The organism is Marinomonas sp. 5E14-1 (genome assembly GCF_039939215.1).
Lineage (GTDB): Bacteria > Pseudomonadota > Gammaproteobacteria > Pseudomonadales > Marinomonadaceae > Marinomonas.
This window is the reverse complement of the sequence record NZ_JBDXMW010000004.1, coordinates 52,427-79,007: the sequence shown is the minus strand read 5'-3', so window position 1 is coordinate 79,007 and position 26,581 is coordinate 52,427. Positions and strand designations below refer to the sequence as shown.

The window sequence follows — 26,581 nt, the reverse complement described above, 5'->3', positions numbered from 1 at the left end:
AACTCACACTAACCAAGGCTAAAAGCCACTAATAGCCTTAGTTTCGAGGTCTTAAGTAACTTGCAAATCTCGGCACTCCTCGATCCGTAAAACCATGATATTTATAGGTTATGTAATCACCTATTTTAGGTGGTGAACGTCTTTCTTCATCGGAAAAGCCACTACCGATTTTAAACCGTATACCTGACGGCATTTCTACTAAAATAGAACCCATCATACCATCGTACTTCCCTGAACCATTTAAGATCTCAATCACTTTCGCTTCCGCGTCCATGTATGGCTTTAACTTCAACAAACTATCGGTACGTCCACTTTCAAAGCGCGCAAGCTTACGATGTAAGATTAGCCCTTCCGCACCCTCCTTTACATAATCCTCTAAAAGTTGCTGAAGTGCCTGATTACTTGATACTAAAATTTGCTTAACAGGAATCACATGAGGCAAATCTAGACTGTTAACTATCTGTGTATAACGCTGATAGCGCGCTTCGAACGTCATGACTTTTTCTTCATCTGGTGCATCAAACACCATATAACGGATTTTCTGCCACTCACTATCAATTGGAGTATTTTTACTTACCGTAGATATAATAAATTGAAAGTCTTTTCGTTTAGACCAAAGCTCACCATCCAGCCACACGTTCGGCAACTTTTCGATAAACCAATTTGGCGCATGAATGATATTTCCTTGACGAGAAACTAGAGTCGTTCCAGTCCAAATAGCACGAACGCCGTCGTATTTCTCACTGACTAAATATTGTCTAACATCCGTGCTTTCAGAATAAACACTTGCCAGCTGCGCATCGGGTTTTGCAAACAAAAAGAAAGGGAAGTAACAGAGAAAAAGTAGTAAGCAGTTTTTAAGCTTCATGATTCAGTCCTTTGATATCTGAGTTTAAAATTTCATCCAGTCTTAGTATTGTCCGTAACACTGACTGACCGAACGAATCTTTACGCTAAACGATTTTATTTTAGGAAGCAAACCTTCCAACTTCTAAAAATAAAAAAGGCCTGTATTTGCTTCCAAATACAGGCCATGATCATAAAGAAAGCTTACTTTCTCTTCGCTTATTTGCTCAACTGAACAATTAGCTTATTCATACGGCTAACAAAAGTTGCAGGATCTTCTAATTGACCACCTTCCGACAAAGTGGCTTGTTCAAACAACAACCAAGCCATGTCTGCAAAACGATCTTCATCAGACTCTTCATTCATCTTAGCAACAATCGGGTGATCAGGATTCACTTCTAATGTTGGTTTAGAATCAGGAAGCTGCTGGCCAGCTTGTTCAAGTAAGCGACGCATTTGTAAACCCATGTCATGCTCACCAACGACTAAACATGCAGGAGAATTCGTTAAGCGGGCCGTTGAGTTTACTCCAGCTACTTTCTCTTCTAGTACAGCTTTCATTCGGTCAAGCAATGGTTTAATTTGCTCTGCTTTCTCTTCTTTTTCTTTCTTCTCTTCTTCGTTTTCTTGGTCTGTTAAATCAAGTTTGCCTTTGGTTACGTCTTGGAAAGACTTACCTTCAAACTCTTGAAGAGACGACATCATCCATTCATCAATGCGATCGCTTAACAGCAGGACTTCATAGCCTTTCTTACGAAGAATTTCTAAATGCGGGCTATTTTTCGCCGTATTATGGCTTTCCGCATAGATGTAATAGATTTTGTCTTGACCTTCGCTCATACGTTCAATGTATTGAGCCAAAGAAACCGTTTGCTCAGGCGAATCAGTCTCTGTTGTACTGAAACGTAATAGAGCCGCAATTTTATCTTTGTTGCCCATGTCATCAGCAGGACCTTCCTTGATGACATTACCAAACTCGTTCCAGAATTTCTGATAGTCTTCTGGCTCGTTTTTCGCCATTTTGCTTAGCATATCTAATACACGCTTAGTCAATGCAGAGCGCATAGAATCTACCGCATTGTCGTTCTGCAAAATTTCGCGAGACACGTTCAAAGACAAATCGTTAGAATCCACAACACCTTTTACAAATCGCATGTAAGGAGGAAGAAAAGCTTCCGCTTCGTCCATAATGAATACACGCTGAACGTACAATTTCAGTCCACGCTGCATATCACGATTCCAAAGATCGTAAGGTGCTTTCGATGGGATATAAAGTAGGCTGCTGTATTCTAATTTACCTTCTACCTTGTTGTGGGACCATTTCATAGGCTCTTGGTAATCATGAGAAATATGCTTGTAAAACTCTTGGTATTCTTCATCTGTCACTTCATTACGAGGACGAGTCCAGAGAGCTTTCGCAGAGTTCACTGCTTCAAATTCAGGTGCTTTGGTTTCATCTACTGGCTTAGGATTACCCTCTTCATCCATTTCTGGGTAAACAGTTTTTTCCATTTCAACTGGAATAGAAATGTGATCTGAATATTTAGTCACCAAAGAACGTAAACGGAAGTTATCCGCAAAATCTTTCTCATCAGACTTCAAATACAGTGTAATGCGAGTACCGCGAGTGGCTTTGTCGATGTTCTCAATAGTGAATTCACCAGAACCGTCAGATCCCCAGCGAACCGCTTCGCTTTCTACTGCGCCTGCACGACGAGTTTCAACCGTTACTTTATCCGCAACAATAAATGCAGAGTAAAAACCAACACCAAATTGACCAATCAACTGGCTGTCTTTTTTCTGATCGCCACTTAACTGCTCTAGGAAAGAAGAAGTACCAGATTTAGCAATCGTACCTAAGTTAGTAATGGCTTCTTCACGGGACATACCCACACCATTATCATCAATGATGACAGTGCCAGCGTCTTTATCAAATTCAATACGAACACGTAAGTTAGGGTCTTCAGCGAGAAGGTCTGCGTTAGCGACAGACTCAAAGCGTAGCTTGTCTACTGCGTCAGACGCGTTAGAGATAAGCTCTCTTAGAAAGATTTCTTTGTTTGAGTACAAAGAATGGATCATCAAATGAAGTAGTTGCTTTACTTCCGTTTGGAATCCTAACGTTTCTTTTTGAGTATCAGTTGCCATATTATAGCTTGCTCCTATTTGAATGAACCTCTGAACCAAGTCCAAAGGTGTATTTCTTTTCACTTGTGCTCCATAAATAAAGCCTCTTGAAGCAATTTCAAGAGGCTGATGAATCAAAAAAAGGAAAAAGTCACAATAAATTTATGGATAATGAGAAAAATGCAGAAATGTAACTATTTTTTTCGAACGATAGTTAGGCCATCGCCTATTGGCAAGAGAGATAATTCCACGCCATTGTCTTGATGAATGGTTTGATTTAGCTCGCGCACGATACAAGTATCTTTATCGGTAAAAGACTCATCAGCCACATTACCCCACCAAAGAGTGTTATCTATTACAATGCATCCACCAGCTCGAACCAACTTTTTACTCAAATGGTAATAAGCCACTAAATTTTGCTTGTCCGCATCAATAAACACAAAATCAAAAGTCTCAGCCTGAGCATCAAGAAAAGCTTCCATCACCGGCAAGGCTTTTTCACAATACGTCATCACTCTATCTCTAACGCCCGCTTGCTCTAAATAGTTCGTAGCAATATCCAACCACATTTGTTTCTTTTCAATCGCGATTAAACAAGCCTCTTCCGGCATGGCCATCGCCATCGATAAGGTGCTGTACCCTGTAAACACCCCCACTTCTAAGATTTTCTTTGGCGCTTGTAACTTAACCAACAAAGCAAGAAATTGCCCGACTTCAGGAGAAAGTTGCATTCTCGCCATATGGTATTGAGCGGTTTCTCGTCTTAACGCAGTCAATATTTCCGACTCTCGAACAGAAACATCAATCAAATATTGATATAAATTATCGTCCACTTTAACCGTACGATTAACCGGCTTATTATCTTCAGAAACAGGCTTTGGAAAATTAGGAAGCATGGGATTTTATAACCAGTCCACGACTTAATGTTTTAAAAGTTTTAGAACGAAACTCTCGACGATAGAGAACAGCCACAACCATCAAGCTCGCGGCCATGCAAAAATACGGACTAAGGAACCAACCACAAAACGCCATTGCAAAATAATAAGCTCTTAATCCATAGTTAAATTGAGTGGCCGCCAGACTACAAATCTGTGCCATATGATTCGCATAAAGCTCTCGCTCGCTTTCTTCGATTCCCCTCTCCGTTGCTAAAGGCGCACTTCCCACCAATACAGAGCAGAAATTATACTGTCGAACAGACCAAGTAAAAGTAAAGAAAGCATAAGCAAAAATCACCACCAAAATGATGATTTTCAATTCCCATTCCTGCTGACTCATTGGCGCCAGCAAATAAAAATCAGAAAGAATACCTAAAGCTTTTTCAGAATAATTAAACGCGGTAAACAGACCAGCAATAATCAACAAGCTACTGGAAGCAAAGAATAAGCTGCTGCGCTCTAAATTTGCCATAACCGATGCGTCTGCAATTCGGTTATCTCGTCTTAATAAACGAGACATCCATGCAAGCCTAAATTGATGCAACACACTTACCAAACAGGCACGTCGTTTTGAATTATATTGAGCAAATAAAGCATACCCCCACCAGCAAGCAAAAAAGAAAAAAAGCGTGACAAGGTCCAAGGTGTTGAGCAATAAAGAAACTGAATGATTTTCCATCAATTAACTCCGTTTCAGGTGGGGATTTTCAAAGTCTCATTAGAGCATTTTTTGCTTTATATGTCCCTGATTAACATTATAAAAACAGTATAATATTAGAGATTTAATGCTAATAAAAACACCGCAAAATGTATGACAAATAAACCTATTTACCTTTTATTTTCCATAAAAAAAACTGAACCACTCATTGAATCAGCTCATGAGTTCGGTTCAGTTTTTATTGAGCGTTTTTCATTACACTCAGTTTACTTTTAACGATTGTTGCTTGTTATTCGCCTTTCAATTTCCAAGCAACAGTTTTACCCGCAAAAAATGGTACAATCGGCTCACCATTTGGCAAAGTAATACTGGTTGGCACCTCCCAAGACTCACGCACTAAAGTTACCGTTTCTGAATTACGGGGCAAGCTATAGAAATCTGCACCATGAAGACTAGCAAAACCTTCAAGCTTGTCTAACGCATCGAGCTCATCAAACACTTGTGTGTACAGCTCTAATGCAGACCAAGCACTATAACAACCAGCACAACCACAGTCTGACTCTTTACGACCTTTCGTATGAGGTGCTGAATCCGTACCAAGAAAGAACTTAGGCGAGCCTGATTTCACCGCAGCGCGTAATGCTTCTTGGTGAGTACTGCGCTTCAACACAGGCAAACAATAGTTATGCGGACGCATTCCACCATCCAACATGTCATTACGATTTAACAACAAATGCTGTGGCGTAATAGTTGCCGCAACACCTTCTCGTACAGACATCACAAATTCTGCAGCGTCTTTTGTTGTAATGTGCTCAAAGACAACTCTTAAATTTGGTACACGCTCGACGATTTTGACCATGTGTTGATCAATGAATTCTTTCTCACGATCAAAAATATCAATATGCTTTTGCGTCACTTCACCATGAATCAACAACAACATATCGTTGTCGGCCAAAGCCTCAAATACTGGGTAAAGTGATTCAAGTGAGTTCACACCTGAATCTGAATTAGTAGTTGCTCCAGCTGGATACATTTTTGCAGCCAACACGCCAGCTTTTTTCGCGTCTTTGATGTCTTGAACGCTGGTTTTATCTGTAAGGTAAATTGTCATGATTGGAGTAAATGAGCTGCCTTCAGGGCAAGCTGCCAAGATGCGCTCTTTATAACTCAATGCAAGGTCTGCAGTCGTCACAGGTGGGACCAGGTTTGGCATCACCACTGCACGTTCAAAACAACGAGCAGTTGCAGGAACAGTCTCACGTAACATGTCCTGATCACGAAAATGTAAATGCCAATCGTCTGGCTTGATTATAGTAATTTCGTTCATCATTGGCCTTTTTGGTTGGGAAGGGAAAAGCAAGAGCATATTACCAGAATCTACTTAGAAGTAGCAGCGCCAAATACCCTACTCTTTAGACATAAAAAAACCGAACCTTCAAAAGATTCGGTTTTTCTGACTATCAAGCATTAACGTAATGAATTAACTGTCTTTGCGTGGTGCTCTTGGACGACGATCACCGCGGTTATTGTCACGACCACGGCCACCACCAGAACGGCCGCCAGGACGACGATCACCAGAAGGACGTTTGCGAGATGGTGATGCTGCACGCTTGTTCAGCTCATCTGCATTTTCCAACTTAGCAATATCAGTACGCTGACCGCAAATACGAGTTTTGCTTAACTTACCTAACACGCCTGAATCCAAGTTTGTAGGTAAATCTACCGTTGCGAAGTCTTCGTAGATTTCAATGTGACCAATGTAACGGCTTTCAATTTCCGCTTCATTTGCAATCGCACCAACAATGTTACCAGGCTTAACACCTGCATTATAGCCGACTTGAACAACGTAACGCGTCATTGACGTATTTGGATCGTCTTTTAACGGCATAGCTTCCGCCGTTACCGGGCGAACTTTACGTTCACGAGGTGCACGATCGCCACGAGAGTTCTCACGATCATCACGACGCTCTCTACGCTCTTGGCGAACTTCCATTTCAGATAGCAACAATGGCGTTTTACCTTGTGCCATATGAGCCAAAGCAGCGGCCATTTTCAATGGATCTACTTCATTTTCTTTCTGGTAACTTTGAACAAGCTCAAGGAAGAAATCAAGGTTTTCATTGTCCATCGCATCGGTAATACGTTGCTTGAAACGACCAACACGCTGTGCATTAATATCAGAAGCCGTAGGCAACGTCATACTTTCGATTGGCTGACGTGTCGCACGCTCAATAGCTTGCAACATACGACGTTCACGATGCGCAACGAACAAAATTGCAGTACCAGAACGACCCGCACGACCAGTACGACCAATACGGTGAACATAAGATTCTGTATCGTATGGAATATCGTAGTTTACAACGTGGCTAACACGCTCTACATCCAAACCACGCGCCACAACGTCAGTCGCAACAAGAATGTCGATTTGACCTTTCTTGATACGTTCAACTGTACGCTCACGTAAATTCTGGCTGATATCACCATTTAACGCTTCACAAGCGTGACCACGAGCCGTTAGCTTCTCAGCTAATTCAACTGTTGCTGCTTTCGTACGAACAAAGATGATCATGCCATCGTGTTCGTTCATCTCAAGAATACGAGTCAAAGCATCTAACTTATGCAAACCACTTACAGGCCAGTATTTTTGAGTGATTGTGGTTGCCGTCGATGTTTTAGTAACAATCTTAACTTCTTTTGGATTATTCAAATGACGGTTAGCCACCTGACGAATCACTGAAGGCATTGTTGCAGAGAACAAAGCGATCTGACGAGTTGGCGGAGTTTGTTCAAGAACCCACTCAACATCATCGATAAAGCCCATGCGTAACATTTCGTCAGCTTCATCAAGAACTAGAGCTTTAAGGCCTTCTAGCTTCAATGTTTTACGACGAATGTGATCCATAACACGACCAGGTGTACCAACAACAACTTGCACACCACGTCTTAGTTGGCGAAGCTGAGTGTCGTAAGACATGCCGCCGTAAATAGGCAAAACATGAAAATCTGGAAGATTACGTGCGTAACTTTGAAATGCTTCAGAAACCTGAATAGCAAGTTCACGGGTTGGAGCCAAGACAAGTAATTGGGTCGTTTTATCTGTAACATCAATGCGAGACAACAGCGGTAGCGCGAACGCTGCTGTCTTACCAGTACCCGTCTGCGCTTGCCCCAAAAGGTCTCGACCTTCTAATAGATATGGAATACTTTGCGCTTGGATAGCAGATGGTTGCTCGTAACCTAAGTCAGCAACCGCTTTAAGAACAGGGGCGATTAAACCCAACGAATCAAATGTAGGCTGAGTATCAGCATCAGACATGTAAATTAGTACCTTTTTTTGGTGAGGATAAGGCCTGTAATCATTTACATGCCTTAATAAAATTCTCTAGAAATTCTCGGAGGAAAACCGATTGCGAAGTATATACAATAAAACTGAAATAAGCTAGGAAGTATTAGAAATAAGATAGACTCATTGACAACATAAACCTGCCAACTAACTTTTCTCATCCTCGACTTTAGAATCAAGCAATACAGCTAACCAATGCATTTTTGGATTGGCTTCAAATGCCAGTTTCATAATGATGGTCAATGGAATTGAAAGCAGCATACCAACAGGGCCGAACACCCATCCCCAAAGCAATAAAGAAAGAAAAACCACTAAAGTAGATAAACCTAACCCTCGCCCCATATAACGTGGCTCTATTACATTACCGACAATCAAATTAACCAACACAAATGCACCAGCAACCAACCCAGCAGATAAGCTACCCAGTTGAACAAAAGCCAATAAAATGGCTGGTACTGCCGCAATAATAGAACCAATATTAGGAACAAAGTTTAAAAGGAAAGCACATACGCCCCACAATATCGGGAAATCCACACCTAAAACCCACATACAAAAGGTAATCAGCACGCCAGTTAGGATACTGAGCAAAGTTTTAATAACCAGGTAACGATTCACTGATTTGACAAAGGACTCTAAATTGTCCATCGACTTAGGATTATCGTTAAAAGCTAATGAAAGCTTTTTAGGTAATTCAACCGCTTCAAATAAAATAAAAATCACGATCATCACCACCAACACAAGGTTGGTTAGCACGCCACCCAACCCTCTTAACGCATTTGCAACCATCTGCATTAAAGAGGAAGGGTCAACATAACCTTTTACTTGGTCATAGGAAACCTGCAGCCCGAAACCATTAACCACTTGAATCAAGTTAGACATTTCTTCCGCGAAACGCGTTTTGTAATTAGGAAGCTGGTTGGAGAAATTATCCAAAGACGCCCCAACCAAAACAGCAACAGAACTAATGCCAAACAATATGAGCATCACAACCAGCAGAATAGAAAGCCAAGTTGGGACATTCCTGCGGCGTAAGCTAGATATAGCAGGTGCGCAAATAATCGCAATAAAAACAGACAACATAAAAGGGACAACTATTTGAGAAGCTTCTTTTAATGCTGCGATAATGATAACAAAGGCAGCTAAGCCAACCAGCCAATAAAGCCCTTTATTATGTTGTTCGTTCATACCAATTCCTTACAAAGCGATTGGGTAAATACTCTGAGCGTAATCTGCCAAATCTTGCAGCATGATTTGCTTCATTGCCGACAAATCGGGTGTTTGAGCAATATGATTAAGTCGATCGAAATACTGATCCATTGTAATAGAGCCGCCACCGTCTTTTTCAAGTAGACGAATTTGTCGATACTCTTCCCATTCCAATCTTTGCTGCTCGCTGAGCTGTTCAGGGTAATTACGCCCAATATAGCGCACCAACATTTCCGGCAAACGACGATCCTCAAACGACATAGCCAATTCTGATAAAGCGTGTGGAGGGGTTGAACGAATCGTCTCCATACGGGCTTTATCCTCACGAGAAAAGAACCCCCCCGAATACAACATTAAATCAGGGTCTTTTAAGATCGGGCGTTCTTCTTGTATGAATACAGAGCTCAATTTGGCTGCAAGCTCAGTGTGTCCTTTAATCATGGCAAGATTATGACGACACACATCGCCATCTAACCCAAGACGTTTCACTACCGCTTCGTCTTTAAGAAAAGTTGCCGGAGCAACCGCAGGTGAACGATTGTAATGAATCACTTTCAATGGCAATCGTTCGAGATCACCCAACTCTTCTTGTCGGGTAAACACTCGATGACGAATTTCATCCACATTCAAATCAATTAAAGGTTGAGTGTCGGCCATCAAATCATAAACAATCACACCGTTTTTGTTCGTAGGATGGGGGGCGATAGGCACAACAAAAGCAGAATAATGCTTCATTTGTCCGAACATGCCAGAGATATGAAGAAAAGGCTTTAAACGCGCAACATCAATAAACTGTTGCAATTCATGCTTTTGCCGCATTTTGAGATAATAATTGAATAATTTAGGGTGTTTTTCTCGAATTAACTTAGCTATTTCAATCGTGCCATAAACATCAGAAAGCGCATCATGGGCTTGCTCATGGGCAATATCGTTCGCCTTTGTCAGAGCTTCAAGCTTCATAGAAACCTGACCACTGTCATCTTTCGGCCAAACAATTCCTTCTGGACGTATTGCATAGGTCATACGAACCAAATCAATCACATCCCAGCGGGAGCAGTTGTTTTGCCACTCTCTTGCATAAGGGTCAATAAAGTTACGATAAAAACCGTAACGAACCACTTCATCATCAAAACGAATTGTGTTGTAGCCAAGTGCGCAAGTGCCAGGCAAGGACAATTCAGCCTCTACTGCCTGCATAAACTCAGCTTCACACAAACCTTCTCGGTTCGCGTCTTGCGGGCTAATCCCAGTTAACAAGCAGGCTTCTGGCTGAGGAAGAATATCCTCCGCCAATCGGCAGTAAAACATAATAGGCTCGCCGATGGGGTTAAAATCAAGATCTGTTCGAATCCCTGCAAATTGCATTGGCCGATCTTTCGCAGGGTCCGTTCCGGTTGTTTCAAAATCAAACCAAAAAAATGAAGTAGGGCCCGATGAGGTCACAAATAATTCCTGTTAGCCATTAAATAAAAAGGTATTATACGCACCTTAAAGTTTATTTGTTAAAGCGTATTTGGCGATGAGAGGAGTTTATCTATGCCAATCCCGGTAAATTGTCCGTGTGGTACAAGCAGGCCTTATGAAATGTGTTGTGGTATGTACCACAATAATCCAGGCACTGCGCCAACAGCAGAAACACTTATGCGTTCTCGTTATACTGCTTTCGCCATTCGCAATTTCGAATACATTGCGGTAACGCAAAAACTTAAAGAAGCACCAGATCAAACAGTTGCCGACATTGAAGGCAGCAATGACCACACACAATGGGTTAAACTGGAAATTAATAGTACGGAAGACGGCCTAGAAAAAGACAAAACAGGCATTGTTGCTTTTTCAGCGCACTTTAAAGAAGGTAAACACATTGGCCGCCTGAGCGAACGCTCGATATTTGAGAAGGTAAAAGGTCAGTGGTTTTACATTGCTGGTGAGCATGAGGTTCAAAAAAATACACCTCTTGTCAATTCAGCCGAAATGAACATTGGCCGCAATGATCCATGTTTATGTGGCTCAGGGAAAAAATACAAAAAGTGCTGCGCAGTAAATCAATAAGCTACTACACTCCATTTTTCTTTAATATCACGTAACTCTTCCTCATATGGATAAGAAACATTCAACGAGATGCAGATCGAAATGTTTATTTGTATCTTGTTTAATGTACGAAAACGCTTCTTCAATAGACCAGCTCCGCTTATAAGATCGTTCCATTGTTAATGGCATCAAATCCATCTGCAATAGCAACAATACGAGCCGCCAATGGAATTTCATCGCCAACAAGTCCAGACGGATAACCAGAGCCATCCAACATTACACCAAGCACAACAAAGACCGGAAGGTTAGATACAAAAAATGAGCATTTATCAAGCAACTCTCTATCGATAACTGACATACTACGCCATCAAAGGTATAATGTTTGCCATTCAAGACTGACCTCTTTCACAGAGTGACGCGTCCACCTACTACTATTACGGAATATTTTAAACAACACATAACCTATTCTTTTGGCCTCTTGACGCAGCGCCTCAACAACAAACATAAAATACTGTGACGGAAAAAAACTATGAACTCAATCACTCTCGGCCCTCTTTCTAAAGCCGATGGAGAAATCCAAATACCTGGCTCTAAAAGCCTTTCTAATCGCATTCTGCTTTTAGCCACACTTGCGAAAGGAACCACCAAGATCACCAACCTTCTAGACAGTGACGACATTCGTTACATGCTAGAAAGTCTCAAAAAATTGGGGGTTGCATATACGCTCCAAGACCAAGGAACCACCTGTATTTTGGAAGGACTTGGCGGCCCAATAAAATCGGACTTCGGCGACCTATTTTTAGGCAATGCAGGAACAGCCATGCGACCTCTTACTGCAGCATTATGCCTTGGCCAAGGGGAGTTTTTACTACATGGTGAACCTAGAATGCATGAAAGACCCATTGGCGATCTTGTCGATGCCTTAAAAGACCTAGGTATCGACATCGAATACCAAGGAGAAACTAACTACCCGCCACTCCGCATTAAAGCAAATGGCTTACCAGGTGGTGAAGTTTCTATAAAAGGTAATATCTCTAGTCAATTCTTAACCGCTATTCTCATGAGTGCGCCATTAGCTAAAGAAGATTTGACAATTAAGGTCGATGGCGAATTAGTCTCTAAGCCTTACATAGACATCACATTACACGCCATGAAACAGTTTGGCGTTGAAGTTGAGAACCTGAACTACCAATCCTTTATTGTTAAAGGCCAACAAACCTACCAAAGCCCCGGTGAGATAATGGTGGAAGGCGATGCCTCTTCCGCATCTTATTTTCTTGCTGCCGCAGCCATCGCTGGCGGAAAAATCAAAGTTCATGGGGTAGGAACAGACAGTGTACAAGGTGACGTGAAGTTTGCAGATGTATTAGCAAAAATGGGCGCTAAAATCACTTATGGGCCCACTTGGATAGAAGCAGAGCATAACGAATTAAAAGGTGTGGATTTGGACATGAACCATATTCCAGATGCTGCAATGACGATTGCTACAACCGCTTTATTTGCTGAGGGCACAACAAGTATCCGTAATATCTACAACTGGCGCGTAAAAGAAACCGACCGTTTATACGCTATGGCAACAGAGTTGAAAAAACTTGGAGCCGAGGTAATTGAAGGTGCAGACTTCATTACTGTGACGCCAATTAAAGAACTCAAGCATGCGGCTATTGATACCTACAACGATCATCGTATCGCCATGTGTTTCTCTTTAGTCGCTTTTTCAAATACTCCCGTTACGATTAATGATCCAGGTTGTACATCTAAAACCTTCCCAACCTATTTTGAGCTATTCAATAAAGTAGCAAGTTAGTCTCTAAAAATAATTGTTTTTGGTAACAAGAAACTTAGGGCGTTATGATGTAACGCCCTGTTTTTTTTAGTCTAATGAAAAGCCAAATAAACTGATTTCTGTTTTATAAGGCACTTCTTCTGATGATTCTCTCAAGGTATCAATTAGCATCAAGTAGGTTGTCATTTTATGAGCAACTACGTTCCTTTCACTCGGAATAGATGAGGTGAATTTTGTTGCTCGCATTGCACTTTTTATACCGCTCGTCTCAGCGTATTCGCCATTCTCCATGAGAATCACTTCGATACCCATGTGCCAATAAATATCCAATTCTTTAATTTGCAAAGGACTCAATGGTGGAACCAAAGGGACAATATCATGAGGCGTGACCACTCGAATTAGTGGCAAAGTCTTAAATTGTTCGGCGCCTGTCACATTGGTCACTTTTGGTTGACCAAAGGTAATAACCTGTTCAACTTGATACCCCTCCTGAATTAGATACATACCTAAAACAACAGCGATCGCACCCCCCAAACTATGGCCAGTTAGATGAATCGGTTTATCTATGGACAAATAAGGTTTGATATCATCATAAACCGCCTTTGCGCCACCAGAAAAGCCTTGATGCAGCTTAATGTTAAGCAAAGAATCTGTTTGCAAAGAGACAGATAAATCCAACATTACATTTTCTAAATTAGCCGTTCCGCGAACGCCAATCTTCTGTACTCCTGCGGCTTCGCTGATGAAATAATTCACTTGGCTTGATTGAATGGTCGCCTTATGGAGCAAAACTTGATTTTGCTCACTTAACGCCAATTCCAATTCATCTAATGACAAATACGCATCATTAGAAAGCATGGCTTGAGGATAGATTTCAGAAAAGTCTTGCTCAGCCAATAACACTTGAAAGGGTGATAGCAAAAGCGAAAACACAATAACCTGCAAGTGTTTACGCATCTGACAATTCCAATTCATAAATAGCATCATTAATGGTTTCAATTCGCCCCATCATAGCGTCTTGAGCATCTGCCAACCCTTTGTTGTAAAAGGTTACTGCGAAATTTTTCGCAATAAAATCCAAAAAGAATTCAGCTTCAAAAGAGCCTATTGATGTATCTAGCTCTTGATCTAAATAGTCCTTAAGTTTTTCTACCATTTTGCGTTTTTCATCATCGTTAAATTTTAGTAAAGACATTTTTCTACCTTCTCAACTTACAGTTCACTTTGTGCCATTTTTTCGCATCATGGCAATCAGCTAAAATACGTCAATGGTAAAAGACAGAGCATCAAAAACTCGCTGCGCACTATTATATAAGATAAGTGCATACAGATATTCCTTATTCTTTTAAGTAAGAGACATCACCACATTGTATTTCTATTGAAATTTACATAGGATTATTTCGACTCTAAGTAAAAAATATGCAAACTCAGACTCTGGACTGCAAAACCTTTTTATACAGCAAGAGTAAATATAAGCAGTTATCAGGTGACTAAATGCCATTTACGATAAATATAAAACAAGTCTCAGCAATCTTTGGTATTTTTTTACTCGCAACTTTGCTCCTAGCACCTTCAGCACATGCAAAAAATACAGATGCTTTTTTTCAGGATATTCAGGCAGCATCACACTCCAAAGACATAATTGCTCTTCAAAAATCTCTATCGCAATACATTTTAAAAACCAACGAGCTATCAGAAGAAGAGTACACATCATCCAGTGCAGAAATCAGCGTATTTTTAAGAGAAACCAATGAGCAAGACGCCAGTATATATCTTGCTAAATGGTTATCTAGCGAAGATGCCAATGGCTTAAACGCTGCGGTCCGCTATCGTTGGATGATGATTATAAGCTACGATCTAATGTTTTTTAGTCAGCTTTCTTCTGCAAGCAACATGATTGAAAAGTCACTTCTGTCGATTAAAGTGTGGGAACCTTCTTCTAAAAACGCCCTTAACACTCAAGCCAATCTTTACCATATTTACGGGCAACTCTTAGTAAAACAAAAGCGTGTCGCTGAAGCTCTCCCCTATTTTTATCAAGCTGAAGAGTGGTTTAAGAATATACAACCAGATCACCCCTCCATCTTCACCATTAACATCATTCTAGGTGAAGCCTTTTTAAACGCGAAAGACTATACAAAGGCTGAACAATACACCAGACAAGCTCTTAACATTATCCCTAAAGGTCGAGTGGACGCCATCAGTTATCTATATGGCATCCTTGCCTCAGCAGTTCGACAACAAACACGCCCGGAAGATGCCCTGGATATTATTCATCAATACCTAAGAAATCCAGTAGACCCGAGAAAAGACTATTTTTTGTATTTTTCACTTGTACATACAGAGGTTTTAAGAGACTTAAAAGAGTTCAAAGCGGCTTTAACACTGGCAAGAGAAAACCATTCGCTCGCCCAAAAAGTGAACAACAAGAGCTATCTGAAAGAAGCAAAACGCCATCTTGGATTTCTAGAAAGCCACTTTGGTAATATGGTAGAAGCGGAAAAGCTATTATCTGAAGCAATTTACTCTGCAACAAACAAGCTTAACGACACATCACCAGAAGTTTATTTAGAATACGTCGAGATACTGGAAAAGCTAAACAGATACCCAAGCGCTCTGAAATATCACAAGTTGTTTCATGCAGCCTATGTGAAAGAGCGGGATCGTATCGATAGAGAGGCTATTGCAAACCTCGAGCAGCAACAAAGAAACCTCAAGCTAGAACAAGAGACGATTGTTTCCTCAACAAAGTTAGCACTCGCAGAAGCAAACAGTAAACGCGCTCAATTCAAAAGCCGCGTTTGGATGTGGGCTGCGACAATATTAGTTTTGATTATGACGGTTATTTTAATCATGCTTATACAACTACGAAAGAAAAGTCATGAATTACACTATATGGCGAAGCATGATCAATTAACTGGGTTAGGCAATCGTCACGCTTTCCTACAAGCCCTAAACACATCGTCTTCTCACCTACTCATCGTCACAGATATTGACAGGCTAAAATACTACAACGATTTATATGGACACCAAAAAGGCGATCAGTTGATTCAAAGCTATGCAACTCACGTCTCTAGCTTCCTAGAGCCGGAAGGCGCTCAGCTATTTAGGATCGGGGGAGATGAGTTTGCCATACTGATAGAAGCACCTTTTTCAGTGAGAAAAATAGAAGATTGTATAAACTGCGTCATCTTGCAATTACAAAAAGATGGCTTTACTGAAGCAGACGCCAGCTACGGTATCGCGACACGAGAGGAAGTCAAAACAGACTTTGATTGGATCTCTTTAGCCGATCAGCGCATGTACCAAATGAAGCAATCAAGAAAAGCCTAAATTGACACGTCTCTCTACAAACTCATTTGAGCTCTTAGAGAAGCATGCCAAGAAATCCGTTACTCTTGCATTTCAAGCGCCATTTTATATAAGTAATTTTTCTTTTCTCCTGTCAATTTAGCTGCCATTGCTGCAGCCTGTTTAACAGGTAAATCTTCTAGAAGAATTGAAAGTATACGTTTTGCTTCCAGTTCAGCTTCATTGCCACCTTCTTGAGTGAAGCTCAACATAACAACAAACTCACCACGCAACTGATTTGCATCAGCATCAAACATAGCCAACACTTCTTCAGCCGTACCCGATAAAAATGTCTCGAATGTTTTTGTCACTTCACGAGCCAATACTAATTGGGCGTCTTCTCCATAAACTTTTTGTACATCAGCAATAGAGTCATAAATACGATGAGTCGACTCATAAAAAACCACAGTCCCAACTTGCTGTTTCCATGATTCAAATAAGTCACAACGAGCTTTTGACTTAGCAGGAACAAAACCTGCAAAAAAGAATTGATCTGTCGGCAAACCAGAAGCACATAAAGCCGTCACCAATGCACAAGCACCAGGAATCGGAACTACCTTATGACCTTGTGAGCGCAATGCATGAACCACATGGTAACCAGGATCCGAAATCAGAGGAGTGCCTGCATCAGACACCAAAGCCACACTTTTGCCTTCATCTAATAAACTAGCAACATAATCCGCTTTGTCTTTTTCATTATGGTCGTGAATTGAAAAAAGCTTTGCTTCGATTCCAAAGTGGTTCAACAATCGGCGACTGTGTCGAGTATCTTCTGCGGCAATATAATCAACTTCCCGTAAAGTTTGTTCTGCTCTTTTACTAAAATCATCTAGATTGCCTATCGGCGTCGCAACTATGTACAGCGACCCTCTCGCATCATCAGAACTATGTGGTACCATATTGCCTCTTCTATCTGCCATTTATAATCTTATGAGCCTACTTAATTACCGCATCATATCATTAACTCTTTGCACTTTTCTGCTGAGTGCTTGTAATTCCATGAGTTTAAATGTGGAACAGCCTCAAAATACGGTTCAGAACATAAGCAACACTACGAGCAACAGCTCACAAGAAAGCACACCACCAAGCATTTACCACCCTTTCTCTACTTCTACGGTTAAAGAAGAGATCCTGGAAGGCTATAATTTAGCTCAGAAGCTTTATGATCAAGGTGATTACCAACAAGTTATTGATAGGTTAGAACTTAACGTCCTCGGTACAAACTCTACACTTCAATTAGATGGCTATCTCTTAGCCGCCTTAGCCGCAGCAAAACTAGATGACATGACACAGTCTTTTGACTATTGGAAAGAAGCCGAGTTACTTTCTTCTGCACGCCATCCTGATAATCAAAATAAATTGCAAGAAAGCAAAGCCACCATTCTAGAGCACTTTGGCGATTGGTTAGCCGTTGTAAAAACTCGTATGGAGTTGACTTACAACTTACCTTTAAATGAAGGCGAGAGAAATCAAGAACAACTCTGGTTAGCAATTCAGAACCTAACGCAAAATGAAATAGATGAGCTTTATCAAGAAAAAGATCTAATACTACATGGCTGGCTCACTATCAGTGGAATATTAAGAGATCAAACCCTATCCATTGATCAACAACTCAACACATTCAATCAATGGCAAAATGATAATCCAGATCATCCCGCTGCTATATTACCTCCTAAAGACTTTCAAATCATGTCATCCTTAGGCGATATGGCTCCAAAAAAAATCGCCATTATGCTACCAATGAGTGGCAACTTAGAACGAGCATCACAGGCGATACTTGATGGTTTCTTTTCCTCTTTCTACAACCAAAAGAAATCAAGAGCACAAGTATTTATTATTGATGTGAATAATTATGAAAATATCAAAGATGCTTTAGCGGCAGCAAATGAAAAGCTCCCAGATATTATTATAGGACCTTTACAAAAAAATAATGTGGCTCAAATTAGTCGGTTAGAACTCAGCACACCAGTGATCGCATTAAACCAGCTTGATCTGAATTTACATGCAAAAAACCTATATCACTTCTCATTAAACCCAGAAGATGAGATACATGAGCTTATTGCCTTTGCAAAACAAGAAGGTGCTCAGAATGCAGCGATTTTAAGCACCCAAGATACTTGGGCACAAAAACAAAGTGATGAATTCCGAGAAGCAGCGACAAAAGAGAACGTTAACATCACGTCAAATCAAACCTACGCAAACACCTCACAGGGTAGACAAGATGCCATACAAAAATTGCTTCTTGTGAGTGAAAGTTATGCTAGAAAAAGACTGATCGAACAATGGTCTGGCATTCAAGTCGAAAGTATAGCGAGATCTCGTGAAGACCTTGATTACGTATATTATGCAGGTAAATTGACAGACGCTAAACAAATACGTCCTCTACTGGATTTCTACTTCGCGGACGAAATCCCAATACTAGCGACCAGCACACTAAACGATAGCGCTCCCGAAAAGTCCACCAACCCAAATGACATAGAACGAATTTTATTTACAGAGCTTCCAGTGCTAACGTCAAACAACAGAACCCTTAGTGGACTCCAAAGCCAAGAGTCAAATATTCTACGTCGCTTACAAGCACTTGGAGCAGACTCCTACTTGCTAGCCAATAAGTACCAATTATTTACGTTACTACCTAGCACAAAAATTGCTGCGAACACAGGCATCATAACAATCGACAAAGATGGTATTTTCCATAAACGCCCAGAAATAATGACTTACCGAAAAGGAAATTTGGTATATGCGAACAGTGCGCAGTTTTTTCAACAGGAAAAAACCACCCAAGAATAACGGCGAAAAAGCAGAGCAAGAAGCAGAGTTTTTTTTACGCTCTCAAGGACTTCATTTTGTAGAGCGGAACTTCTTTTGCCGCATTGGGGAAATAGACCTTATTTTTTTAGATAGCAATACTTATGTTTTTATTGAAGTACGCTTCAGAGTCAACTCAACACATGGCAGTGCAGCAGAAAGCTTAAGTAACTCTAAACTAGCAAAAGTTCGTAATAGCGCTTCCTTATGGCTTCAAAAGAACAACAAACACCATCATCCAATCCGCTTCGATGCGGTACTGTTTGATGAAAAGATAGATAACTCCCATTTAACTTGGCTTAAAGCAGTATTTTAATTATATGGATTTTCAAGAAGCAATTTACACTCAATTTGCCCAGAGCTTCGAGGCTCAACAACAAGCTCTGGAGAGCCTACCTCCTTACATTGAGCACGCTGCAAAAGTTATGTTTGCTAGCATTGCCTCAGGCGGAAAAGTTGTTTGTATCGGCAACAGCACCGGTTCACATTTAGCTCAATATTTCAGCACTTTATTGCTTGATAGAATGGACAGAGAGCGCCCCGGTTTACCGGCTTTCAATTTAAGTGGTGATGGCGCTGCCTTGTTATCGGTAACACACAATGATAGCTATCACGACGTTTTCTCCAAACAGATTACCGCTATTGGCAATCCGGGAGATATATTATTTGTCATTGCCAATCGAGGAAACACATCTCCGATTATCCAAGCTATTCAAGCTGGCCATGAACGAAAAATGAATATTGTCGCTCTAACGAGCCCTGAGGCTAAAAATGTTTCCTCTCTTACATCTCAAGACGATACAGAGATAAAAATAAACCTACTTGGTACAGCAAGGGTGCATGAATGCCAGTTAACCGTTATTCATACCTTGGTCGACCTACTTGAACGCCAACTATTCGGTTACGATGAATGAAATAGCTAAACCCGTTAGCTGTTATTTGAAATAAAAAAGCCACTTTTTGAAGTGGCTTTTTTATAGAATTTATTTAACAACTTTTAATTGAAAGCCCTTTTTCGGCTCTGGAGGTGTTGGGGTCGGATCATCTAAAAACTCTTCATCAGGGAAGACAAAACCATCTCCATTCTCTTTTGAATAAACTGCTAATGCAGCTCGAATGGGTACATAAACTTGCATTGGCTTACCACTAAAGCGAGCTTCAAAAGATACAGCCTCTTTATCCATAATTAAATGACGCACCGCAGACATACTGATATTTAGAACAATTCTTCCGTCTTTCACGAATTCAGTTGGAATAACAACCCCATCTTGCTCAGCATCTACTAAAAGATACGGTGTCATATTATTATCGGCCACCCACTCATAAGCAGCATTTAGTAAATAAGATCGTTTAGGTAACATATTCACTCCGATTCAATATTTGTAAAAAAAGGAGCATAAGCTCCTTTTTTATCACTATTTAAAAACCAATTCGGTTTAAAACTAGTCTAGACGCATTTCTTGCTCAGCTTCAGAAAGGCTTTCTTGGAAAGACTCACGAGAGAAGACAAGATCCATATATTTATATAAAGCTTTTGCTTGCTCTTGTGGGATTTCAACACCCAACACAGGCAAACGCCATAATACTGGCGCTAAACAGCAATCAACGATAGTAAACTCATCGCTCATAAAATAAGGCTTCTCTTCAAAAATAGGAGAAACACTGATGAGACCTTCACGTAGCTCTTTTTGCGCCTGAGCAACTACTTCTTTGTCTTTACTAGAAAGAATTAGATCTGCTAGTCTCGCCCAATCTCTCTGAATACGGTACATAAACAAACGACTTTCAGCACGAGCAACAGGATATACAGGCAATAATGGTGGATGAGGAAAACGCTCATCCAAATATTCCATCATAACGTTCGGCTCATAAAGAACCAGATCGCGATCAACTAATGCAGGCAATTCATTGTATGGATTAACATCAGCTAATTCATCAGGCTTGTTGAACGGGTCTACATCTATGATGTCCACTGTGACAGCTTTTTCAGCCAATACAATTCGAACTCTATGGCTGTAATGATCTTCTCCATCAGAAAAGAACGTCATTGAGGAGCGCTTTGCAATAACACCCATGTCTAACCCCTATTTTGAAAACTTCCACATCCTCTAATTAGAGGACAAACAATAATATGACAAGACAACGACACTTCAGAATCTCATCACGTGATTAAATCTTTCATGGCAAAATGCAATAGTAACAAAATCCCCTTAGAGAACCATGAACTCTAACGGGAGATATTCTAACATCTTTTAAGATATTTTTTCTTAGAAATTACCTTGCTGAAACAAATAGAAATTTGTTTTTTGTTTCAACCAAAAAAAACGCTTGGTGAGCACACCAAGCGTTTTAAGATTTGTTCTAAAGCAAATATTAACGCTTAGAGAACTGAGGACGACGACGTGCTTTGCGTAGACCAACTTTCTTACGTTCAACTTCACGAGAATCTCGTGTTACGAAGCCTGCAGAACGTAGAGTACGACGTAGAGTCTCATCATATTGCATCAATGCACGTGTGATACCGTGACGGATCGCACCAGCTTGACCAGAGATACCACCACCTTTAACAGTGATATAAACGTCAAATTTTTCAGTAGCATCAACTAATTCAAGTGGCTGACGAACAACCATTTGAGCCGTTTTACGACCAAAGTACTGAGAAAGAGTACGGTTATTGATAACTAGGTTACCAGAACCGGCTTTAAGGAAAACACGAGCGGTAGACGTTTTACGACGACCTGTACCGTAGTATTGAGTAGCTGACATAATGATCTTCCGTATTAAATGTTAAGTTCTTGAGGCTGTTGAGCAGCATGTGGATGCTCAGTACCAGCGTACACTTTCATTTTCTTGTGCATTGCACGGCCCAAAGGGCCTTTTGGCAACATACCTTTAACGGCGATTTCAAGAACACGCTCAGGAGCATGATCAATCAACTTCTCGAAATTCATAGAACGTAAGCCGCCTGGATAACCAGTGTGGCGGTAGTATTGTTTCGCAGCTGCTTTATTACCAGAAACGTGAATTTTCTCAGCGTTAACAACAACGATGTAATCGCCTGTATCAACATGAGGAGTATATTCCGCTTTATGCTTACCACGTAAACGGCGAGCAATTTCAGTAGCCAAGCGACCTAGAGTTTTGCCTTCAGCATCAACCACGAACCAGTCGCGGCGAACTTCAGCAGGTTTAGCTGTAAAAGTTTTCATCAAAAAACCCTATCAATACGCGTGCTCAATGACACGCTATACCTATTATTATTGGTTTATCAAAAATAAATTCGATAAACGTACACTTACCTTCAAAAAGGCGAGCGAATTATACTGTAAATTACAAGAAAGATAAAGGGCAAAATCCATTTATGGCCGATGCTCTAATGATAAATATTCTTCAGATTGCATCTCCAACAATCGACTAACAGTACGATCATATTCAAACGCTAATCGTGTGCCTTTGTAAATGTCAGGTATAGCCACTTCAGCAGAGAAAATCACCTTAACATGTCGATCATAAAACTCATCAACCAAGTTAATAAATCGTCTCGCCAAGTCATCACGAGGCGCATCCATTTGCGGCAGGTTGGAAATGATAACCGTCGAATAGAGTCTAGCAATTTCTATATAATCAACCTGACTTCTTGGACCATCGCACAAAGCTTTAATATCAAACCAGGCCAGACCTTCACAACTTCGAATAAGAGGTATTTCGCGCCCTTCTATTTCAGCAGAGCCACCTTCTACAATATGAGAAGCATCAGAAATAAGGCTCATAAAACGCTCATTTAAAGCTTCGTCAGCCTCCATATTAAGAGGAAAGTGATATAGCTTGGCCTGTTTTAATGTCCTAAGCCTATAATCAACCCCACCATCCACATTCATAACTTTAGTGTATTTATTAACTAAATCAATCGCAGGTAGGAAGCGAGCTCGCTGTAAGCCATTTTTATACAATCCATCCGGCTCTATATTAGAAGTAGCAACAAGAGTCGTTCCATTCTCAAACAAAACCTCCAATAAACCCGCCAAAATCATAGCATCAGTAATATCAGTGACAAAAAACTCGTCAAAACACAGAACCTGAGCTTTGGATGAAATCTCCTTACCAACGATTTCAAGCGGATTTTTCACATCGTTCAATTTACGCAACTCTTGATGAACCATCTGCATAAAACGATGAAAATGGAGACGCATTTTTTTCTCTGTTGGCAAACAATCAAAGAAAGTATCCATCAGATAAGTCTTTCCTCGACCCACCCCCCCCCAAAAATACAAGCCTTGCTCAATTGTCGGTGCTTTCTTCTTACGAAATTTACTAAGGAAACCGCCTGAGGTTTGATTTGACTGATTAGCCACTAAACGATCAAACAAATTCTGAAGTGCTTCAACCGCCTCCTCTTGAGCTGGATCGTAATTAAAATCTTCCCGTGTTAAATCTTGCTTATAACGTGTAATTGGAGTCATTGTCACTCTTTCGTAAAGATAAAATAATTATAGTTATTCTAGCAAATTGTCACTTAAACAACACCTATCATACTGTTATCGTAGGTATGATTTCAGATATAATGATACAAATGCTTTTTTGGAGAAAAACATGAACTTAGAAGAATTCAACATCATCATATTTATTACTGGCATCATCCTTGGCAGCGCCATCACTTTCGCAATCAAAAACTTGACCGCAAAAAGCACTAAGAAAGCATCAAACTCAGACCTTGTGACGACTCGATCTCTGCAACAAGACCTTGAAAGTAAACAAGTCATCATTGATAACTTGTTTATGGATAGCAGCGAAAAATTACACCTTATTGAAAAACATATGGCCAGCTTACGAAACACCCTCACTGAAAACGCAAAGCAAATTAGCAACATAGCAATAGATTCTAAAAACAGCATTGAAAGCAACGAAGCAGTATCATCAGAAGCCACAGAAGTCGTTGCACCACCTAGAGATTACGCACTCAAGGAAGATAAAGAGCTTGGCATGTTAAGCGAAGAATTCGGACTAAATGATAAAGACACTGATTACGAGCCTAAACGTGATATATAACCAACACTAGACCAATCCATTTAAAAGTGGACGCTTAATAAATTGGGCGTCCATTTTTTACTTGGCAAAGCAAATTCAAGCTGGACTGTCGATATCAATAAATACAGCATCCAAATCATATTTTTCTGATAAAAATTCAGCAATAGATTGAGCACCGAAACGCTCTGTTGCATGATGCCCAGCAGCAATAAAATGAATCCCCATTTCTCTCGCCACATGAATCGTTTGCTCTGAAACCTCTCCCGTGATGAACACGTCAGCATTGGCCAAAATCGCCTGATCGATATAACCCTGTGCTCCTCCAGTACAAAGCGCAACACGCTGAATTTCTCGATTACCCACATTCTCAAAGAGAACCTGTCTATTCACTACTGATTCTATCAATTGCTGAAATGAGTCAACCGACATCGGCTCATTTAACTCACCCACCACCCCGATTGCCTCTTCAATTGGAACCCCAGACTGAAGACCTACACGGTTAGAAAGCCCTATAGCATCAGCCAAACCAGCGTTATTTCCAAGCGAGGGATGTGCATCAAGCGGCAAATGATAACCATATAAATTAATATCATTCTTGATTAAAGTAGCGATACGTTTATATTTCATTCCCACAATTAAAGGCGACTCACCCTTCCAAAAATAGCCGTGATGCACAAAAATAGCATCTGCACCATATTTCACTGCAGCATCTATCAGCGCCTGACTTGCAGTGACTCCAGTCACAACACGCTTTATTTCTTTTTTTCCTTCCACCTGCAAACCATTGGGCGCATAATCTTTAAAGCGATCTGGACTCAATGCCTGGTTAAGTATTAATTCAAATTCATTGCGCAGCAAAACAACCTCTTAAATTTTATGCTTCAAAAAAACTATTGGACACCCATCATTATCTCTATACTTGCAGGTGCTTGTATAGGCCTAGCGACACTCCTAATTCAAGAGAAGCAGAAGAACACTCAATTTAGTTACGCTTCTTCTGTACAAAAAGCGACTCCCTCCGTAGTCAATATTTACTCCCAGATACAACAAAGTAATCTCAACAGCACTTCAAAACACAGCATTAATTTAGGTTCTGGCGTTTTAGTCACCAAAAGCGGTTTCATATTGACAAACCACCATGTCATTCAAAATGCTAACAGTATTATTATCGCGCTAAATGACGGCAGACGTAGCGAAGCTACTCTAATTGGATCCGATCCATCAACTGATTTGGCAATATTAAAAATTGATTTACCCAACCTTCCGAACATTAAAATGGGCAACAGCGATAAAGTCTCTGTTGGCGACAGAATCCTTGCAATAGGCAACCCGTTTGGAATCGGACAAACCGTCACATCTGGGATTATTAGCGCTAAAGGCAGAAATAGCATAGGCCTTAATACTTATGAAAATTTTTTACAAACCGACGCAGCTATTAACCCTGGAAACTCAGGCGGCGCACTAGTTAATCTCAACGGCGAACTTATTGGCATTAGTTCTGCCATCTATTCAAGTACGGGGGGATCACAAGGTATAGGCTTTGCAACACCTGTCAACGACGCCATTACCGTCATGGCAGATATCATTAAATACGGTGAAGTGGTTCGTGGTTATTTAGGAATGGAAGCTGAAAAAATCACACCTTTGCTGGCCAACAATCTATCATTAGCATCAGACAGTGGATTACTGGTAAGCGATATAACAAAGAAAAGCCCTGCGGATAAAGCAGGAATAGAAATTGGAGATATCATTTTAAGTATCAACAACACTCTAAGTGAAGACCCATTTCAAATAAAGCGACTTATCACTTCATTAAAACCAGGCACTCATATTTCAGTTTTAGGAATCCGCGGCCAACAATCTTATCAAGCAAAAATCTTACTTGAAAAACAACCCACTATGCAGAGAGTTAATCATTAATTTTGAGATTCAATCTGTTGTTTCAGATTAAACAAGCTAACTTCAAAGTTCTGGCCTGCAATATCATTTGCAAAAAAAGCAAGATAAGGGCTCAACAACCCGACACTTAAGTCCCCTTCAATGATCCATTTAACCTCAGTCACTAAAGCATGTTCTTCCAGTGTTATCCTATTGTGCACAAGCCCAGTTGATAGCTTAGGACGCACATCAAAACGAATTATATTACCAGTATGCTCCAGCAAAGTTAGCTCGCCGATTTCATCTGACTCATCGTAGAGTAAACGAATCGAATCATCATTCTGAAGAACGCCATCAAACGACTCAACTCGACCACCCTGAACATGAATCCATTGACTCAGATTCTGCCCTGAAAGCATATTCTCACTAACGACATCAAGAGGAGCATTAATAGAAACACTCCTCTCAACTCGATACTCGGTTGGCAATAAAAAGCCCACTAAAACCAATAGAAGAATAATTAACGCTAAAATACGTGTCACTATTCTCAATTGATACAACACGGCAGGGTGAGAATTAGACCTCAA

27 protein-coding genes are annotated in these 26,581 nt (G+C 40.6%); 8 read left to right on the top strand and 19 right to left on the bottom strand.

The window, feature by feature from the left end; translation table 11 throughout:
• Positions 1-37 precede the first annotated feature (37 nt).
• The 8 genes from ABFY09_RS04695 to sbcB all read right to left on the bottom strand — a co-directional run bounded on the left by ABFY09_RS04695 (position 38) and on the right by sbcB (position 10,561).
• Positions 38-868: a DNA ligase gene (locus ABFY09_RS04695; protein WP_347983140.1), complete on the bottom strand. Its 831-nt coding sequence runs from the start codon at positions 866-868 to the stop codon at positions 38-40.
• Between the two features lie 197 nt (positions 869-1,065).
• Entirely contained in the window at positions 1,066-2,994 is a 1,929-nt protein-coding gene (htpG, locus tag ABFY09_RS04690) for a molecular chaperone HtpG (RefSeq protein ID WP_347983139.1), read from the bottom strand.
• A 173-nt stretch (positions 2,995-3,167) separates the two neighbouring features.
• Positions 3,168-3,869 (bottom strand): class I SAM-dependent methyltransferase, encoded by a 702-nt coding sequence (locus ABFY09_RS04685; RefSeq protein WP_347983138.1) that lies wholly within the window; start codon positions 3,867-3,869, stop codon positions 3,168-3,170.
• Complete coding sequence (locus tag ABFY09_RS04680) at positions 3,859-4,590, bottom strand: DUF599 family protein (protein ID WP_347983137.1); 732 nt, start codon at positions 4,588-4,590, stop codon at positions 3,859-3,861. Before ABFY09_RS04680 ends, ABFY09_RS04685 begins: the two co-directional genes overlap by 11 nt.
• 268 nt (positions 4,591-4,858) lie before the next feature.
• Positions 4,859-5,896, bottom strand: coding sequence for a dihydroorotase (gene pyrC / locus ABFY09_RS04675; RefSeq protein ID WP_347983307.1), 1,038 nt, complete (start codon positions 5,894-5,896; stop codon positions 4,859-4,861).
• A gap of 153 nt (positions 5,897-6,049) precedes the next feature.
• A complete protein-coding gene (locus tag ABFY09_RS04670; protein WP_347983136.1) occupies positions 6,050-7,885 on the bottom strand; it encodes a DEAD/DEAH box helicase in 1,836 nt (611 codons plus the stop codon).
• A gap of 174 nt (positions 7,886-8,059) precedes the next feature.
• Entirely contained in the window at positions 8,060-9,097 is a 1,038-nt protein-coding gene (locus ABFY09_RS04665; RefSeq protein ID WP_347983135.1) for an AI-2E family transporter, read from the bottom strand.
• A gap of 9 nt (positions 9,098-9,106) precedes the next feature.
• Positions 9,107-10,561: an exodeoxyribonuclease I gene (gene sbcB, locus ABFY09_RS04660; RefSeq protein WP_347983134.1), complete on the bottom strand. Its 1,455-nt coding sequence runs from the start codon at positions 10,559-10,561 to the stop codon at positions 9,107-9,109.
• Between the two features lie 93 nt (positions 10,562-10,654).
• On the opposite strand from sbcB, the gene ABFY09_RS04655 reads away from it, so the two are divergent.
• Positions 10,655-11,167: a YchJ family metal-binding protein gene (locus ABFY09_RS04655; protein WP_347983133.1), complete on the top strand. Its 513-nt coding sequence runs from the start codon at positions 10,655-10,657 to the stop codon at positions 11,165-11,167.
• A gap of 139 nt (positions 11,168-11,306) precedes the next feature.
• Here the strand turns inward: ABFY09_RS04655 and ABFY09_RS04650 are convergent, their stop codons facing one another.
• A complete protein-coding gene (locus ABFY09_RS04650; protein WP_347983132.1) occupies positions 11,307-11,504 on the bottom strand; it encodes an HD domain-containing phosphohydrolase in 198 nt (65 codons plus the stop codon).
• Between the two features lie 171 nt (positions 11,505-11,675).
• On the opposite strand from ABFY09_RS04650, the gene aroA reads away from it, so the two are divergent.
• Positions 11,676-12,953 carry a 3-phosphoshikimate 1-carboxyvinyltransferase gene (gene aroA / locus ABFY09_RS04645; protein ID WP_347983131.1) on the top strand — a complete coding sequence of 426 codons (1,278 nt, stop codon included), beginning with the start codon at positions 11,676-11,678 and terminating at the stop codon, positions 12,951-12,953.
• A 66-nt stretch (positions 12,954-13,019) separates the two neighbouring features.
• Here the strand turns inward: aroA and ABFY09_RS04640 are convergent, their stop codons facing one another.
• Both ABFY09_RS04640 and ABFY09_RS04635 read right to left on the bottom strand, forming a co-directional pair.
• On the bottom strand, positions 13,020-13,889 hold the full coding sequence (locus tag ABFY09_RS04640) for a lipase family protein (RefSeq protein WP_347983130.1): 870 nt from the start codon (positions 13,887-13,889) through the stop codon (positions 13,020-13,022).
• Entirely contained in the window at positions 13,882-14,127 is a 246-nt protein-coding gene (locus ABFY09_RS04635; protein ID WP_347983129.1) for a DUF2164 domain-containing protein, read from the bottom strand. Before ABFY09_RS04635 ends, ABFY09_RS04640 begins: the two co-directional genes overlap by 8 nt.
• A gap of 299 nt (positions 14,128-14,426) precedes the next feature.
• Here ABFY09_RS04635 and ABFY09_RS04630 point away from each other — a divergent pair, with 299 nt between their 5' ends.
• Positions 14,427-16,265, top strand: a complete 1,839-nt coding sequence (locus tag ABFY09_RS04630) for a tetratricopeptide repeat-containing diguanylate cyclase (protein ID WP_347983128.1) — start codon at positions 14,427-14,429, stop codon at positions 16,263-16,265.
• 59 nt (positions 16,266-16,324) lie between these two features.
• Here ABFY09_RS04630 and rsmI read toward each other — a convergent pair whose 3' ends face one another.
• Positions 16,325-17,203, bottom strand: coding sequence for a 16S rRNA (cytidine(1402)-2'-O)-methyltransferase (rsmI, locus tag ABFY09_RS04625; RefSeq protein WP_347983127.1), 879 nt, complete (start codon positions 17,201-17,203; stop codon positions 16,325-16,327).
• Between the two features lie 91 nt (positions 17,204-17,294).
• On the opposite strand from rsmI, the gene ABFY09_RS04620 reads away from it, so the two are divergent.
• From ABFY09_RS04620 to ABFY09_RS04610, 3 genes are read left to right on the top strand one after another with little or no spacing between them, the layout of a single operon-like run.
• Positions 17,295-19,073 carry a penicillin-binding protein activator gene (locus tag ABFY09_RS04620; RefSeq protein WP_347983126.1) on the top strand — a complete coding sequence of 593 codons (1,779 nt, stop codon included), beginning with the start codon at positions 17,295-17,297 and terminating at the stop codon, positions 19,071-19,073.
• Complete coding sequence (locus ABFY09_RS04615) at positions 19,024-19,407, top strand: YraN family protein (protein ID WP_347983125.1); 384 nt, start codon at positions 19,024-19,026, stop codon at positions 19,405-19,407. The genes ABFY09_RS04620 and ABFY09_RS04615 overlap by 50 nt, the downstream gene beginning before the upstream one ends.
• A 4-nt stretch (positions 19,408-19,411) precedes the next feature.
• Positions 19,412-20,005, top strand: a complete 594-nt coding sequence (locus ABFY09_RS04610; RefSeq protein ID WP_347983124.1) for an SIS domain-containing protein — start codon at positions 19,412-19,414, stop codon at positions 20,003-20,005.
• Positions 20,006-20,074: 69 nt separating this feature from the next.
• On the opposite strand, the gene ABFY09_RS04605 is transcribed toward ABFY09_RS04610, so the two are convergent.
• The 5 genes from ABFY09_RS04605 to zapE all read right to left on the bottom strand — a co-directional run bounded on the left by ABFY09_RS04605 (position 20,075) and on the right by zapE (position 23,551).
• Positions 20,075-20,452 carry a ClpXP protease specificity-enhancing factor gene (locus ABFY09_RS04605; RefSeq protein WP_347983123.1) on the bottom strand — a complete coding sequence of 126 codons (378 nt, stop codon included), beginning with the start codon at positions 20,450-20,452 and terminating at the stop codon, positions 20,075-20,077.
• An 81-nt stretch (positions 20,453-20,533) separates the two neighbouring features.
• Entirely contained in the window at positions 20,534-21,166 is a 633-nt protein-coding gene (locus ABFY09_RS04600) for a glutathione S-transferase N-terminal domain-containing protein (RefSeq protein ID WP_347983122.1), read from the bottom strand.
• Positions 21,167-21,464: 298 nt separating this feature from the next.
• Entirely contained in the window at positions 21,465-21,857 is a 393-nt protein-coding gene (gene rpsI / locus ABFY09_RS04595) for a 30S ribosomal protein S9 (protein WP_317003616.1), read from the bottom strand.
• Positions 21,858-21,871: 14 nt separating this feature from the next.
• Positions 21,872-22,300 (bottom strand): 50S ribosomal protein L13, encoded by a 429-nt coding sequence (rplM, locus tag ABFY09_RS04590; RefSeq protein ID WP_317003614.1) that lies wholly within the window; start codon positions 22,298-22,300, stop codon positions 21,872-21,874.
• A 150-nt stretch (positions 22,301-22,450) separates the two neighbouring features.
• Complete coding sequence (zapE, locus tag ABFY09_RS04585; protein WP_347983121.1) at positions 22,451-23,551, bottom strand: cell division protein ZapE; 1,101 nt, start codon at positions 23,549-23,551, stop codon at positions 22,451-22,453.
• A 130-nt stretch (positions 23,552-23,681) separates the two neighbouring features.
• Here zapE and ABFY09_RS04580 point away from each other — a divergent pair, with 130 nt between their 5' ends.
• The gene (locus tag ABFY09_RS04580) at positions 23,682-24,137 is read left to right on the top strand and encodes a DUF1043 domain-containing protein (protein ID WP_347983120.1); all 456 of its coding nucleotides are present in this window, start codon (positions 23,682-23,684) and stop codon (positions 24,135-24,137) included.
• Positions 24,138-24,212: 75 nt separating this feature from the next.
• Here ABFY09_RS04580 and ABFY09_RS04575 read toward each other — a convergent pair whose 3' ends face one another.
• Positions 24,213-24,974, bottom strand: coding sequence for a Nif3-like dinuclear metal center hexameric protein (locus tag ABFY09_RS04575; protein WP_347983119.1), 762 nt, complete (start codon positions 24,972-24,974; stop codon positions 24,213-24,215).
• An 18-nt stretch (positions 24,975-24,992) separates the two neighbouring features.
• Between ABFY09_RS04575 and ABFY09_RS04570 the strand changes: the two genes are divergently transcribed.
• Positions 24,993-26,036 carry a trypsin-like peptidase domain-containing protein gene (locus ABFY09_RS04570; RefSeq protein WP_347983118.1) on the top strand — a complete coding sequence of 348 codons (1,044 nt, stop codon included), beginning with the start codon at positions 24,993-24,995 and terminating at the stop codon, positions 26,034-26,036.
• Here the strand turns inward: ABFY09_RS04570 and ABFY09_RS04565 are convergent.
• Positions 26,033-26,581, bottom strand: coding sequence for a polyketide cyclase (locus tag ABFY09_RS04565; protein WP_347983117.1), 549 nt, complete (start codon positions 26,579-26,581; stop codon positions 26,033-26,035). The two genes, ABFY09_RS04570 and ABFY09_RS04565, sit on opposite strands and share 4 nt — an antisense overlap.